Below are 14,659 nucleotides of genomic sequence, written 5' to 3'. Positions count from 1 at the left end.
TTTTCATAATTCTATGGGATTTTTTAAAAATGATAGGTAAGCTACTTATGCTAAAACAAATCTGTTTGTTTTAGCATGTAGCGTTAGCAAAGAGAGTAAACTATTTACTAATCTTCACATCGTACGCTTTACGAGATAAAGGAACCCATGGTCTCTTTACATGTCTAGGGCGACGAATCTTAGAGTTTTCATCTAAGCCACGAGTGAGCTCTCTCCAAGCTTGATATACTTTAAAATTGTTGTCATAGCTAACATGAATATCGCCGATTTTATCACCAGGTTGTGCAGGTTCTAAAATAACCTTTTGGTGCCAACAATGCATACCTGAAACTGGGTCTGGATGTGGTGCGGCAACCGCATTTTGCCATGTACCACTTAGTCCATCCCACCAGATATTTCCACTGTCTCTGTTGTACTTAGCAAATCTTTCAGCTTTAAATGGCTTAATTCCCTCGATATACTTTAGTTTTCCAACTTTTCCGTCCATTTGAATTTCCGCAGTAGGAACTCCAAAACTGTTTATACCTGCAGTACCACTATAGTCCTCAATTTTTATTTGACCAGCAGTTTTACCAACATTTTCAACTGCATGTGCGATAAATTTAGGGTCGTTAATATTTCTTGGCACAATATTTGGATCAATTTTTCCATCAGTTACACCATTTGGAATAGTTACTGAGTTTATAAGTTTCCAGCGTCCTCCATGGTGAGAACAAGCCAGAGTTCCAGGAAGAACGCCTTCTGTAGGAACAGCCATAGCTACAAAATAACCAGACTCTAACCCAGAAACACTATCCACAATTCGTACTCTAATAGCATCTCCGCGCTTAAAGTTCTGTCGTTTTGCATCTAGAGTTGAAATCCAAATTGGGTCATGATTTTGAGAAATCTCCATCAAATGCTTAGAATTCGCCGAACGAGTATGGATATTGTACGGTAATCTAAATACAGTATTTAACGCATAAGAGTTCTTCTCTGTCATATAAGAGTGATTTACATGAGAGACGATATGAGGCATCTCTTTTTTCTCTTTCTCATTTCTTGGATAGAATGGAATCGCGTATTCTGGCCATTTCCAATCGTCAGCAAGCCACTCAACAAAGAAGTTAAGTTTTTTATCTAATGTTTCAAAACCTTCATATTTTTTACCATTAATCTCTATTCCGATTGACTCTTTCTCTCCGTTTTCTTCTACCGATATAACCCCAGTTCTTGGGTTTGTATGAGCATGTTTTTTCTCAAACTTATGTCCATGAGAAATGTAGTTAACGCCATCATCTTTAACTTCACGCTCTTGTGGAGAATAGATATGATTCTCTTCCATCCAAGCCCCATGATCTCTCATGTATTCATAGACTGGGTACTCTGCATTTTTATATCTTGTATCAGTAGTTGCTGTTTCTTTAAGATTTGGTAAGTTATCGCCAAACGCGGCATCATACCACTCTGCAATAGTTACAGGTTTTCCAGGATTCTTCTTAGATTCCCACATTTTCTTGATTCCAAGGTCACCTGTTGGGTCGATGTAGTTTACACACATTTCAAACCAGAACTCATTATCTTCCCAAACTTCGCCAAGCCCAGCTTTTATATGTGCTTCAAGCGTTGCACGAGCAGGGTTTTTCGGTTTCCATCCAGCTTTTTCAAGCGCTACTCTTAAAACTGGTTGACGGAATGATGTCCAACGAGCTGGCATTGTAGCTTCTGAATGTTGGTCATGTCGCTCTCCAGCTAGTCCAACAGGTAAAACATAATCCATATACCAGTTTGTCTCACTCCACACAGGAGAAAGATTCATTGTCAGTTCCATTTTTTTCTCATCTTTTAGAACCTGCAACCATCTAAATCCATCTGGATTAATCCAAACAGGATTGTACATACGAGGAATATAAACAGCTAATTTCTCTGGAACTTTCAGCCCTTTAGCATTCCACTTTTTCTGCCACTCTGTATCTGAGAGAAGATGTGGTAAAAGGAATGACATCTCGTAGCTTGATAGTGGCCACTCTGGTGGATATGTAAGCTCATTGTAAACATCTATCTTAGGAACATCAACTCCAGCTTTTCCTTGTCCTACAGTTGAACTTCCGCCTTTTCCAGCAACAGATATAACATGCCAGTGATGAAAGAAAGTACCGCCTTTTGGTCCAATTGCACCACGAAGAGCTAAAGAAAAATAACCTGCTTTGCCACCCATCCAAGAACCACGATTACCAGCCATTGAAGCTCTCCAGAAATAGGTAGAGATAGCTTCACCTGCCCAGATAAACATATCATATAGAGCCTCTAGCTTATATGCAGGAACATGTGTCTCTTTTACTGCATAATCAAGTGTATATGGAGCGTAAAGTTCTTTTAAAACTTCAATGAAAGCATCAAAAGTGTTGCTGGTTGGAACTTTAGATATAAACCCTTTTTTTACCATAAACTGTAAGTACTTAGTGTTATCCATAAACACTTCCCAATTTATCCATTTTTTTACAAACTCTTTATTTACTTGATTTTCACTTAAAATTCTTTGAACTAAGTAGAGATAAATAGCAGGTTCAGTACCAGGCCAAGCCGCTATCCAAAGGTCTGACATACCAGCAGAGTTAGATAAACGAGGATCCATAACAACTAACTTCGCACCTTTTGCTCTTGCGTCCGCAATAAATGCAGCCGATTGAGCAAAATAGTGTCCAGCATCTGCAGCATGAGAAGAGTTTAAGAAAATAAGCTTAGCATTTGCCCAATCCGGGGATGTTCTGTCATCATTTGAAAATTGAATCGTAGCTGTACGACCATTTGCTGAACAGATATTTGTGTGTGAGTTGTAAGAATCCAAACCTAGTGTGTGCCAGATAGCAGGCACAAAGCCGTTCTCGTTTGGTCTTCCTACATGGAACATTACTGATTTTTTTGATAACTCGTCGCCAACTCTAATAGTGTCACCGATTTTTTTACCAATAGTTGTCATCGCTTCATCCCAAGTAGTACGAATCCACTTGCCCTCTCCACGAGCAGAACCTGGAGCTCTTTTTAGTGGAAATGCTATACGATCCGGATCATACATTTGAGATTGAACTGCGTAACCTTTAGCGCAGTTACGGCCACGAGAACCAGGATGCAGAGGATTACCCATATATTTTTTAACAGTAAATGTTTTTTTATCAATCCAAGCAGTTAATCCACAAGAAGCCTCGCAGTTAGAACATGCAGTTGGAACTATAATAAAATCATTAACTTCTATACCATCTGGATTAGAGTCACTTTTTACACCATGACGGTCTATCCCGCCTCTTTTCCAGTCGGTTCCGTCTAACTCTTTAAAATCACCCCATTGTTCCATTGGAGGATAAAATGATAAAGAGTCTGGTATGTTTGTAAACTTACTATTACTAACAGATTCTGCAACAGCATCCGTCGCAAAAACACCCTTTGCAATAGCGGCACCTGCAACAGTAAATGCAGCACCTTTTAAAAATGTTCTTCTACTTTCTAAATACATTAATATCTCTCCCTAACTCATTGGTAATAATTGTGGAATAATCAGCCATACATGTTTTACGATAGCCAAACCAAACAACGATAAAATTGCTGCGAGCTTCAATATGCCTTCGCTTCTACTTGTTCTACTTAAAACAATCAACAACATTGGTAAAAGGTAAGTCATCCATTGACCAACCCAAAACGCAACAGTGTATTGTCCATTGCCTTTTATATACTCAAGAACGGCTGCAACTTCTTCTGCTTTCATAGGTCCAAAGATATACTCTGACATATAGATGATAAAAGACATCAAAGCACTAAGCCCAAGAATCATGCCCAGTGTATTTTTTGCCTCATAGCTAAGCTTTCTTCCACTCATTAGAATCATAAATGCAGAACCTGATAAAAGTGCTGCTAAAATCATCTGAGCCGATTCTGTTGGCATTTGCCACAGTTCACGAGCAGTACATTGTGCCATCAAGCCAGCAGTATAAAGAGTTACTGGAATAGCTAAAATAGCTGTCCACAAAAGTGTTTTATCATATGCGGCATTATCTTTTTTGATATACGACTGATACGCTAAAAGAGTTAATAACCCCATAAATATTGAAGCCATCCATGCTCCAACCGTAATTGCCGATGTTACATGTGGATAGAAAAATATATGCCACATCCTAAAAGGTTGATGTAAATCAGCTAAAGTAAATAGTAAAAATATACTTATAAATACTATAGAAACTAAAGCTGTTGGAAATCTAAGCTTATTTGCTTGTTCTGGATACATTCTAAGAAGTATAAAAAGCATAAAAATCACACCAGTACCAATGCTTTTCGCCCACATATTAACAGTAACTAACCAAGGCCAAACTATACCCGGCAAAGCCACATCTAAAGTAACAACAGCATTTGTAGCTGCTAAAATTTCATGTGTCATTAGTGGTGTCCCCCTATTGGAAGTGTTTTTATATTGCTAAAGAGTGTGTGTCCATTCTCTCTTACTGATGCAAGAGGGTTAAGTGTAACATTTCCACCTCCTACATAATAGTGATGAGGGTTGGTTCCTTTTTCTGGCTTACGAACTTGAACTCCACCTTGATGAACTTGAATGTACTTAGAAATATTTGATTTTGGATCTTCTAAATCACCAAAAATATTTGCTTGAACTGGACAAGCAACAACACAAGCAGGCATCATAGATGAAGCAACTCTATGTGCACAATATGTACATTTATCGGCAGTTTGTGTTTGTGGATCAATATAGATTGCTCCATATGGACACGCCATAACACAACCAGCACAACCAATACAGCGCTCTTTGTCGATGTTTACTATACCATTTTCAAGATAATGAAGCGCACTAACTGGGCAAATTCTCTCACATGGAGCATTTTCACAGTGATTACATCTAAGCGGAGTAAATGTTCTTTTTGTTTCAGGAAAAGTTCCAACATCTACATATTTTACGCGAAGCCTCCATGTACTAAGTGGAACTTCATTTTCCACTTTACATGCGATTTCACACCCTTTACATCCCATACATAGATGTAAGTCAACTAGGAAACCCAATTGCATATATTCTCCTTATGCCCTCTCGATAGGCAAGTGTTAAGATTTATAAATTTAATAAATATTTAAAAAGTATTTCCATCTTTTAATAAAAAAAACTTTTTATATCACAAGTATATTACCTATATAAAGCTTAAAATTGTTATAAAAATGTGATAATTTTATTATTTTATCGTTCAAGGCTTAACTGAATATAACTATATAATTTTTTAATTATAAAATAGAAAAACTATACAAAGCGAAGAGAGAGTAAATGCTTGATTAAAGGTTGAGCATCTCCCTTTTATATCAAAGAGAGGCATTGGCAGTGTTGCATGCAAAGTAATCGATGTTAAGTATATTTTACAGCTTATTTATTATTAAGTCTAACTCTAACTGATTGTTCATGCGCACTCAATCCCTCAATGCTTGCAATAAGCGCACACTCTTCGCCGATTTCATTGATTGCTTTTTGGCTAAAAGAGATAATAGAGCTTTTTTTCATAAAGTTCTCAACTCCAAGTGGAGAGTAGAACTTGGCCGTTCCTCCAGTTGGGAGAGTATGATTTGGTCCAGCTACATAATCACCAATAGCTTCAGGAGTGTTGTGTCCCAAGAAAATAGCACCAGCGTGCTTGATGGATGGCAAAAACTCAAATGGATTATTTGTTGCAACCTCTAAATGTTCCGGTGCAATTTTGTTCATAAGTTCTATCGCTTCTTCCATATTTCTGGTTACTATTATAGCACCTCGCTCTTCTATTGATTTTCTAGCAATCACCTCTCTTGGAAGTTTTAGTAGCCAATTTTCTATCTCAATTTTTACGGTATCAGCCAGTTTTTGTGATGGAGTGATTAGTATGGAACTCGCCATCTCGTCATGTTCAGCCTGAGAAAGTAGATCAATTGCTATATGGTTTGGATTTGCACTATCGTCCGCCAATATCCCTATCTCGCTTGGTCCAGCTATCATATCTATATTAACATCTCCAAAAACCATTTTTTTTGCTGTTGCAACAAATATATTTCCTGGTCCAGTAATAACATCAACCTTGGGAATTGTCTCTGTTCCATACGCCATAGCAGCGATAGCACTCGCTCCACCAACTTTATAGACTTCGCTTACACCACATAGATGACAAGCAGCCAACAGTAGTTCATTTGGCTCATTGTCTGGTGTTGGAGTACAAACTATAATCTGCTCAACTCCAGCAACTTGAGCAGGAATAACATTCATCAAAAGTGATGATGGGTATGCAGCTTTCCCTCCTGGGATATAAAGACCGGCACTATCAACGGGTGTTACTTTCTGCCCTAAAATAGTTCCATTTGACTCCGTATCAAACCAAGATTGAGGTTTTTGTTTTTGATGATAGCTCTTGATTCTGTCATATGACAAATGCAATGCACTCTTTAGCTTTTCATCTAAATTTTCGTAAGCTTGGCGCATAGAGTCTGTGCATATTTTCAAATCTTCGTCATTTTTTGGCGTCCAACTATCAAATTTTGCAATATGCCCTTTTAACGCGCTATTCTTGTTCTGCTTTATCTCATTTATGATACTTCCAACAATGACACTAACATGTGCCATATCCATTTTGCCTCTTTGTAAAAGTTCATCAAATCTAGAACTAAAGTCACTATCTTTTGAGTTTATAGATATCATTTCTTTTCTTTTTGCTTGCTGTGTTCATCTTTAATAATTTGCAATGCTTTTAAAAAATTATCCGGATCAACAGCCCCCATCAAAGGCTGATACATCGGAGTCCCGCTTGGAAACAAAAACCAAATAGCAGGAGTTCCTGGCTGCCATAACTCTTTTGGCATATAATCATTTTCATCACTATAAGAGATAATAGATACAAAGTTTTTATTTAACTCATCTATAACTTTCTTATCTTTAAAAGTTGTGTTATCTAAAATCACACAATATTTACAAGTGTGTCTTGAAGAAACAAACAAAATTGGCTTATTTATCTTTTTAGCCTGCTCTACACCGCTATTAAAATCTTTCGCCCACTTAATCTCTGCCGCTGAAGCATTTATTGCAAACAAAAGCAACATACATATAAAAAATTTACGCATTTTTACCTACCTTTTGGAGAAGTTCTTTGGCGCACTCTAGTGCACATTTTTCAGTCACATCGATAACTATATCAGCCACACTTAAGTACTGAGGCAATCGCTGATCATACAACTCTCTGGCTTTTTTCAAATCCTTAAGAAGCGGTCTCTTTTTAATCTTACTTTTTGCATTTGGATGATTTTTTATTCGCCCAACTATTTTATCAAATGATGAGTTTAACAAAACAACCGTACCAATATTTTTAAGATTTTCTTGTTTATAAAATCCGCCACCAGTTGAAATCAGTGTGTTTTTAACACTACTCTCAAGCCAAAGAGAAACTTTTTTTTCTAAATCTCTAAAATATTTTTCACCATCTTGAGAAAATATTTTTTTTACAGTTTTATTTTCCATACTTTCTATCAAATCGTCAGTATCAACCGCAGTATACTCAGAAAGCTTAACGACTTCTCGCGCAACACTACCCTTACCAACACCCATAAATCCGATTAATATAATATTTTTCAATCTTTACCTTCTGTACTCATCAAAAAAAGACTCATATCAAAATCTGGTTTTGTCTTGAGTATTTTTATGTATATTAAAATTGGAGAGACAATATTGTACTCTAAAATAAGCATACTAACAATAAAAAGAGCAGCAAATATTGGTAGCAAAAATGAGATAAAGAACGAAAAAACAAAACCAGCCAAGGATAAAACAAATAAAACAAATTGAATTCTCGTTAATTTCTTATCTATCATTTCATTCATTGTCGGAATACTCATATAGCCTTTTGCATTAAGATGAAACCAAACAAGAAAAGGGACTATTTTATAAAGCATACCAATCATTATTGAGAGGAGAAATCCACCACCTATCAGTACAGAAACAATGACTGCGTACTCGCCATTGAAATAATCATCAATAATCCAAGAAAAAGAACCAAAAGCCATAAAGAGAGTAGCACTTTTCCAATACCAAATTGTTATATCACTGATTGGGCGGCGGCGAGCATTTAGCTTTAAAAAAACAGCTACAGAAAAAGCCAAGAAAAGAGCTGCTATCCATATCTTTGCCACAATGCTATACAAATCCAAAAACATATTTAAAATTAGCCACAGCAGTAAACCGGCAGATATAAATCCGACTACTCTACGCATATAAAAAGGCTTAAATTTTGGCGCTACATAAAACATCGGTAAAACATGAAATGATACACCAATAATCAATACGCCTGCAAAACCAAATACAGCCCATACACTATGTATATTTGCAAAAAGTAGATGCATAGATGATAGTTTATGGATTCCGTACCCTGAGAGTAGATAGGCCCCTATAAAAATTACCATAAAAGCAAAAATTAAACTTGTGGTTATTGCCCTCGTGCTTGCTGTAGCACTTGCAACACTCTTTAAACTAACCAGCATTGGAACTATCATAACCAAAAATCCACCACTTAAAAACAGGGATGAAATTAAAATGATATTTGAGATGTTTTGCAGCAGTCCAAAAATCATAAAGAGTGTGCCAAAGAGTAAAAAAATATATGAAATTTTTGCTATTATACCCACTCTTTTTACGCTAACACCTGCCAAAACTGGCAACATTTGAGTTAGCGCCCCAAGCATCACAAAACCTAAAAAACCAATCGTAATTGTATGAGTTATGGCGATTGACTCTAGTGAAAATCTACTCTTTAACGCTCCAGCATCACTTAAAAATATTAATATTCCAGCAATAACACCGAAAATAGGTGCCGTTAAAAAGAGTCTTGCCGGTGATGATATTGGTGGTGCTTGGTCTGCTGATAAGCCATTTAAATCCACTCTAGTATCCCTAAACCCTACTCAGCAATCATACACTCCATCATCTCAACAATTCTATCCGACTCGGCACTTAGATGTTGTTGTGCCATCGTATAAAGCATCTGTTCCTCTTTCATATTGTGCTGTTGCATTAGAACCATAAGAGTTTCACTGTATCCAAAAAATTTATCTCTGTCTTTAGCTTCAATCGCACTGCCCATCTCTTTTAAAAGGTTTCTCATTTGAGAGTGTTCATGTCTCATCATAGCAGTTGGACCTTGTGTCATCCCTGTTTTTTGTTCAAACTCCATGAACATAACTCTCTCTTCCATCTGAAAGTGTCTCTCAGTTGCCTCAGCAAAAAGCTTATATGCATCTTCCGCACTATCAATAGATTTTGATACAGCATCTTCCATATTTGCAAATAGCTCGTCACAACGGCTATGGTCTGCGCTTAAATACTCTTTTATTGAACTCATTATTTGTACCTTTTTTATAATAATTTGCGTATTATATGAAAATTTGTATAAATATAAATTAGCCAAAATCAATATTCTATAATTTGTTATTTAAACATCTTTTTACTATACTTCCATTTTAAATTCAACAGGATAAATTATGAAAAACAAAAGTTACATTACGCTTGGCTTTACTACTGTCATTGTCGCTTTGGTTTTACTTTTTTCTACAGATATTTTTGCGTCAACAAAAAAAGAGAAAGAAAAAGCAGTAGAACCAAAAAAAGAGCTATCAAGACTTGAAGCTTTTGCAAAATTTACAAAAGTTATCTCTATTGTTGAGCAGTATGGAGTCGACGAAGTTAGCATTGAAGAGCTTATGAACAAAGCACTAGAAGGAATGATGAGTAATCTTGACGCCCACTCAAATTATTTAAAACAAAAAGATTTTAATAATTTAAAGATACAGACAAATGGTGAATTTGGTGGCCTTGGGATAACTGTTGGCATAAAAGATGGAGCAATAACTGTAATTGCACCTATCGAAGGAACTCCCGCAGACAAAGCGGGCATAAAGTCTGGTGATATTATCTTAAAAATAAACAATGTTTCAACTCTAAGTATGACTATTGATGATGCCGTTTCTATTATGCGTGGCAATATTGGCGAACCGATTGACTTAACAATAGTAAGAGATGGGGAAAGAAAACCTATTGAGATAAAAATTATAAGAGGAAATATAACAATTGAATCAGTCTATGACAAATCAATTGGTAACGATATTCAGTACATAAGAGTAACAAGCTTTGATAAAAAAGTTGTTAGTGATGTAACAAAAGCTATTAAAAAAAGAAAAGCTACAACAAAGGGCATAATTCTAGATCTTAGAAATAACCCTGGTGGACTGCTTGACCAAGCTGTTGGGCTTGTCGATATTTTTGTAAGCGAGGGAGATATTGTTTCACAAAAAGGTCGCAAAAAGGCAGATGATGAGATATACACAGCAAAAGCAAGCAACACGCTGACAGATGTTCCCTTGGTTGTTCTAATCAATGGAGGAAGCGCAAGTGCAAGTGAGATTGTAAGTGGCTCCCTTCAAGATCATAAAAGAGCTATTCTTGTTGGGCAAAATACATTTGGGAAAGGTAGCGTGCAGGCTGTTTTACCTATTACAGACAGCGAGGCAATTAAACTAACAATTGCTAGATACTATCTCCCTAGTGGGCGAACAATTCAAGCAGTTGGTGTAAAACCAGATATAAATGTTACTGCAGGGGAAGTTCAAGTAAACAAAAATGATTACTCACTAAAAGAGTCTGACTTGAAAAAACACTTAAAAGAAGAGCTAGAGAAAGTTGACTCCATAAAAGAACAAGCAAAAGAACTAAAAGAGGACCAGAAAACTGTTATAACAGACGAGATAATAAATAAAGATATTCAGCTCAAAGAGGGCATTGATATCATAAAAGCTTTAGTTATTGTAAAAGGAAAATAGAGATGCAAAAAAGAGAGTTACTTTACGAGGGAAAAGCAAAAAAACTATACCTAACTGACGATGAGAATCTGGTAATTTCAGAATTTAAAGACGATTTGACTGCATTTAATGGTGAAAAAAAGTCTAGCGAGGCTGGAAAAGGTGCGCTTAACAATAAAATTTCTACTGAGCTATTTAAACTACTAGAGGCAAGTGGGATTAAAACCCATTTTGTTAAGATGCTAGATGATAATCATATGCTACATAAAAAAGTTGATGTCATCTTAATAGAAGTCATAGTTCGCAATGTCGCAACTGGAAGCTTGAGCCGAAATCTAGGCATCAAAGAGGGAACAATTCTTCCTTTTACGCTCGTTGAGTTTGACTATAAAAATGATGCGCTTGGAGATCCAAAGTTAAATGATCAACATGCCTTAATTTTAGGATTAGTTAAATACCAAGATGAACTTGATAAACTTCGTCGTATGGCAAGAGAGATTAATGACATTCTGCATCCATATTTTGCAACAAAAGGATTAAATCTTATTGATTTCAAGCTAGAATTTGGAAAAGATAGAGACGGAAACATCATACTTGTTGATGAGATTAGCCCAGATAATTGTCGTTTTTGGGATAGTGTTAGTGGTGAGAAGATGGATAAGGATAGATTCAGACAAGGTCTTGGTGGCTTAAAAGTCGCATATGAAGAAGTTTTAAATAGAATATTAGGAAAATAACCAATGAAAATAGTTGTAAATGTATCTTTAAAAAATGGCGTTTTAGATTCTCAAGGTAAAGCAGTGCATCATGCACTAAACTCTATCGGTTTTAACAATGTTGACAATGTTCGTGTGGGCAAGCAGATAATTTTTGATTTAAATGAAAATAATGAGGCAAAAGCAAAAAGTGATGTTACTAAGATGTGTGAGGATCTTTTAGCAAACACTGTAATTGAAGACTACTCAATTGAGATAGTTAAATGAAAGTAACAATTCTACAATTTCCAGGCACAAACTGCGAATATGACACAAAGTCTGCTTTCGAGTCTCTTGGTGCAACTACTGAAATATTGTGGCATAAATCAGATGAGATTCCAACTGATACAAACTTGCTAGTAGTTGCAGGTGGATTTAGCTATGGAGATTATCTAAGAAGTGGTGCAATCGCTACTTTTAGCCCAGTTATGCAAGCTGTTATAAAGTATGCCAACGGTGGCGGCAAAGTTTTGGGCATCTGTAACGGTTTTCAAGTTTTAGCAGAGTCTGGTTTGCTCCCTGGTGCACTTATGAGAAATAGTGGTTTACACTTTTTATCAAAGCATCACCACTTAAAAGTAGTGGACAACGACAATACATTTCTTAAAGAGCTAGCTAATGACGATGTTATAAATCTTCCTATTGCTCACCATGATGGTAACTATTTTATAGACAACAAAGGGCTTAAAGAGCTTTACGCAAATAATCAAGTTCTTTTAAAATACACCGATAAAGATGGCAATATCTCAAATCCAAACGGAAGCATTGACTCGATTGCTGGAGTTTGTAACAAAGAAAAAAATGTATTTGGACTTATGCCACACCCAGAGAGAGCAATGGAATTGTTGCTTGGAAGTGATGATGGAATCAAAATGTTACGAGGATTTTTAAACGCGTGAAAAAAATAGTACTAATATGGCTATTTTTATTCTCAGCTCTTTTTGCAATCTCAGACACTGAATCAAACGCTGATTTAACTAGTTCTCAAAGTGATATAGCAACCACTTTAAATAAAGAAGAATCATCACTAGAGCAGGCTATCACATTAGAGTATAAGAAGATTCCTTCAAGAGCTTTAAAGGGTGAAATAATAAGAGTTACGGTGAAGGCCCTACCTTTAGTTGATGATTTCACAAATATAACATACGAAATAACTGGCTCTATTGGAGTAAAGCTCTTAAGTAAAACTCCAACAAGAGAAGTTGAGGCAAAAAATCACTATGACACCTTTTATTTTCTTGTCACAGATACTAACGCAAGGTTACCGGATTTTGAAGCTTCACTTTTGAGTAGTGGCGACAAAGAGTACAAGAAAACAACTCTCTTTGGTGAAGAGTTAGATGTTATTGCGTTAAATCCAAAAAAAGATTTTGCAAATATTGTTGCTGACTCTTTTGAGATATCTAGCTATAAAACAACAAGCTACGATGCTTTACATAATATTGTTGTTTTTATTGCTGCGGCACAAAATTGTTATATTTCTTCATTCAAGCTCAAGGATGTTTTTAAGCAGGGTGTTGAGTCTATCACAGAGTCTAATATTGACTCTAAGATAACATATTATGCCATTATTGACAAAAGTATTGATAATTTTTCATTTTCATATTTTAACTTAGTGCAAAATAAATTTGTTCAAATTGATATCCCAATAGTCGTAAATGATGATAGTGTCACAACACAGAGTGATCTACAGCCAATAGATCACTCGCATGAGCAGCTAAAAATGAGCCTAGCTACTATTGTTGCACTAATCATATTTTTTGTCGTCATATGGAAGAAAAAACCTAAGTATCTCGTTTTAATACTTATCCCAATTATCTATATTGCTCTTCTGGCAGTTCCGTCGAAAGATGTGTGTATCAAGAAAGGCTCTAAGGTTTATCTTCTGCCAATAAATAATGGCACCATATTTGAAACAACAGACGAAGAGTATAATCTTTCAAAAGAGGGTCAGACAAAGAATTGGACAAAGATACAGCTAAATAATAAAAAAATTGGTTGGGTTAAAGATGAAGATATTTGCAAGAATTAGTTGGTTTTTTGCAACAATAATTATATTTTTCTCATTAACATTAATGATTTTAATATATAAGTTTGTCCCCAGACCATTCGCACCAAAATTTTCTGCTTGGCTTATCAGAACTTTTACACTCTTTTCTACACAAGAAAAAGGTTATGCAGATCCTGCTGCAAATATTTTTTTGCTTAATCATCAAAGTGACTTAGATATTGCAATTTTGGAAACAATCACAAAAAAAGATTTGACTTGGGTTGCAAAAAAAGAGCTTTTTAATCTTCCTTTTTTTGGTTTAGCCCTTAAATTTCCAGAAAATATTGCAGTTGAGAGAGAGAGCAGAACAGCTTTAGTAAAATTACTCAAAGATGCAAAAGACAGACTTGACAAAGGTAGAACAATAGCAATTTTTCCGGAAGGCACAAGATCAGCAGCTAGGAAAATGTTAAACTTCAAAAGTGGCGCAAAAATAATTGCCGATAAATTTAATCTCCGTGTTCAGCCTATAGTTCTAATAGAAACAGCAAAATGCTACAACATAAAAAAGTTTTATTATAAACCTAGAAAAATTAAAGTTATATATCTAGACTCTTTTATAGCGGACAGCAATGATGATCAGTGGTTAAAAAGCTTACGAGAAAAGATGCAAAAGGTTTATGATAATGAGTTGGCAAACAATCTTAGCCATAGGTAGTGGCGGTTTTATAGGGGCTATTTTAAGAGTTTATCTAAATGGTGTAATTTCACAAAAAATACCGCATGATTTACCATTTGGAACACTCGGAATAAATCTAATAGGTAGTTTTATTATGGGGGTATTAATTGCCTATTTTATGTATACTGAACTATTTTCTATGCACATAAAATCATTTTTATCAACAGGCATTCTAGGTGCATTCACAACCTATTCTACTTTTGCGATAGAGAGTTTCTTACTTCTAAACAGTGGCAACTTTGCCCTAGCTATAGCCAATATTACTCTCAGTGCAATTGGCTCTGTTTTCATGGCAGGTAGCGGTTTTTATATAGCCAAATTTCTTGTAAGATAGGTAAAAATTGTATTAAGTAA

At 35.7% G+C, this 14,659-nt stretch carries 15 protein-coding genes; 7 read left to right on the top strand and 8 right to left on the bottom strand.

From position 1 onward, the window contains the following. Positions 1-100: 100 nt before the first annotated feature. The 8 genes from PHV22_RS09715 to PHV22_RS09680 form a co-directional block, all read right to left on the bottom strand. Complete coding sequence (locus PHV22_RS09715; protein ID WP_295023423.1) at positions 101-3,490, bottom strand: molybdopterin-dependent oxidoreductase; 3,390 nt, start codon at positions 3,488-3,490, stop codon at positions 101-103. 12 nt (positions 3,491-3,502) lie between these two features. After that, positions 3,503-4,405, bottom strand: a complete 903-nt coding sequence (nrfD, locus tag PHV22_RS09710) for an NrfD/PsrC family molybdoenzyme membrane anchor subunit (RefSeq protein WP_295023426.1) — start codon at positions 4,403-4,405, stop codon at positions 3,503-3,505. Then, positions 4,405-5,043: a 4Fe-4S dicluster domain-containing protein gene (locus PHV22_RS09705; protein ID WP_295023428.1), complete on the bottom strand. Its 639-nt coding sequence runs from the start codon at positions 5,041-5,043 to the stop codon at positions 4,405-4,407. The genes nrfD and PHV22_RS09705 overlap by 1 nt, the downstream gene beginning before the upstream one ends. 343 nt (positions 5,044-5,386) lie before the next feature. After that, positions 5,387-6,682, bottom strand: coding sequence for a histidinol dehydrogenase (gene hisD / locus PHV22_RS09700; protein ID WP_295023430.1), 1,296 nt, complete (start codon positions 6,680-6,682; stop codon positions 5,387-5,389). Further along, the gene (locus PHV22_RS09695; RefSeq protein ID WP_295023432.1) at positions 6,679-7,101 is read right to left on the bottom strand and encodes a DUF255 domain-containing protein; all 423 of its coding nucleotides are present in this window, start codon (positions 7,099-7,101) and stop codon (positions 6,679-6,681) included. The genes hisD and PHV22_RS09695 overlap by 4 nt, the downstream gene beginning before the upstream one ends. Then, the gene (locus PHV22_RS09690) at positions 7,094-7,609 is read right to left on the bottom strand and encodes a shikimate kinase (RefSeq protein ID WP_295023434.1); all 516 of its coding nucleotides are present in this window, start codon (positions 7,607-7,609) and stop codon (positions 7,094-7,096) included. Before PHV22_RS09690 ends, PHV22_RS09695 begins: the two co-directional genes overlap by 8 nt. Further along, positions 7,606-8,910 carry a hypothetical protein gene (locus PHV22_RS09685; RefSeq protein ID WP_295023435.1) on the bottom strand — a complete coding sequence of 435 codons (1,305 nt, stop codon included), beginning with the start codon at positions 8,908-8,910 and terminating at the stop codon, positions 7,606-7,608. The genes PHV22_RS09690 and PHV22_RS09685 overlap by 4 nt, the downstream gene beginning before the upstream one ends. Before the next feature lie 17 nt (positions 8,911-8,927). Further along, positions 8,928-9,368 carry a hemerythrin domain-containing protein gene (locus tag PHV22_RS09680; RefSeq protein WP_295023437.1) on the bottom strand — a complete coding sequence of 147 codons (441 nt, stop codon included), beginning with the start codon at positions 9,366-9,368 and terminating at the stop codon, positions 8,928-8,930. Positions 9,369-9,507: 139 nt separating this feature from the next. On the opposite strand from PHV22_RS09680, the gene PHV22_RS09675 reads away from it, so the two are divergent. Genes PHV22_RS09675 through crcB form a run of 7 tightly spaced genes read left to right on the top strand, consistent with a single transcriptional unit; the run spans position 9,508 to position 14,639 of the window. Beyond that, positions 9,508-10,842 (top strand): S41 family peptidase, encoded by a 1,335-nt coding sequence (locus PHV22_RS09675; RefSeq protein WP_295023439.1) that lies wholly within the window; start codon positions 9,508-9,510, stop codon positions 10,840-10,842. Between the two features lie 2 nt (positions 10,843-10,844). Further along, positions 10,845-11,558, top strand: coding sequence for a phosphoribosylaminoimidazolesuccinocarboxamide synthase (purC, locus tag PHV22_RS09670; protein ID WP_295023441.1), 714 nt, complete (start codon positions 10,845-10,847; stop codon positions 11,556-11,558). A 3-nt stretch (positions 11,559-11,561) separates the two neighbouring features. Continuing rightward, the gene (gene purS, locus PHV22_RS09665) at positions 11,562-11,804 is read left to right on the top strand and encodes a phosphoribosylformylglycinamidine synthase subunit PurS (RefSeq protein WP_295023443.1); all 243 of its coding nucleotides are present in this window, start codon (positions 11,562-11,564) and stop codon (positions 11,802-11,804) included. Next, the gene (gene purQ, locus PHV22_RS09660) at positions 11,801-12,475 is read left to right on the top strand and encodes a phosphoribosylformylglycinamidine synthase subunit PurQ (protein ID WP_295023445.1); all 675 of its coding nucleotides are present in this window, start codon (positions 11,801-11,803) and stop codon (positions 12,473-12,475) included. The genes purS and purQ overlap by 4 nt, the downstream gene beginning before the upstream one ends. After that, positions 12,472-13,608: a hypothetical protein gene (locus PHV22_RS09655; RefSeq protein WP_295023447.1), complete on the top strand. Its 1,137-nt coding sequence runs from the start codon at positions 12,472-12,474 to the stop codon at positions 13,606-13,608. The genes purQ and PHV22_RS09655 overlap by 4 nt, the downstream gene beginning before the upstream one ends. Beyond that, positions 13,586-14,284 (top strand): lysophospholipid acyltransferase family protein, encoded by a 699-nt coding sequence (locus PHV22_RS09650; protein ID WP_295023448.1) that lies wholly within the window; start codon positions 13,586-13,588, stop codon positions 14,282-14,284. Before PHV22_RS09655 ends, PHV22_RS09650 begins: the two co-directional genes overlap by 23 nt. Next, positions 14,253-14,639 (top strand): fluoride efflux transporter CrcB, encoded by a 387-nt coding sequence (gene crcB / locus PHV22_RS09645; protein ID WP_295023450.1) that lies wholly within the window; start codon positions 14,253-14,255, stop codon positions 14,637-14,639. Before PHV22_RS09650 ends, crcB begins: the two co-directional genes overlap by 32 nt. Positions 14,640-14,659 lie beyond the last annotated feature (20 nt).

It is taken from the genome of Sulfurimonas sp., from assembly GCF_028713515.1.
GTDB lineage: Bacteria > Campylobacterota > Campylobacteria > Campylobacterales > Sulfurimonadaceae > Sulfurimonas.
Note: the sequence above shows the minus strand (reverse complement) of the source record. Positions and strands in the feature narration are given on the sequence as shown.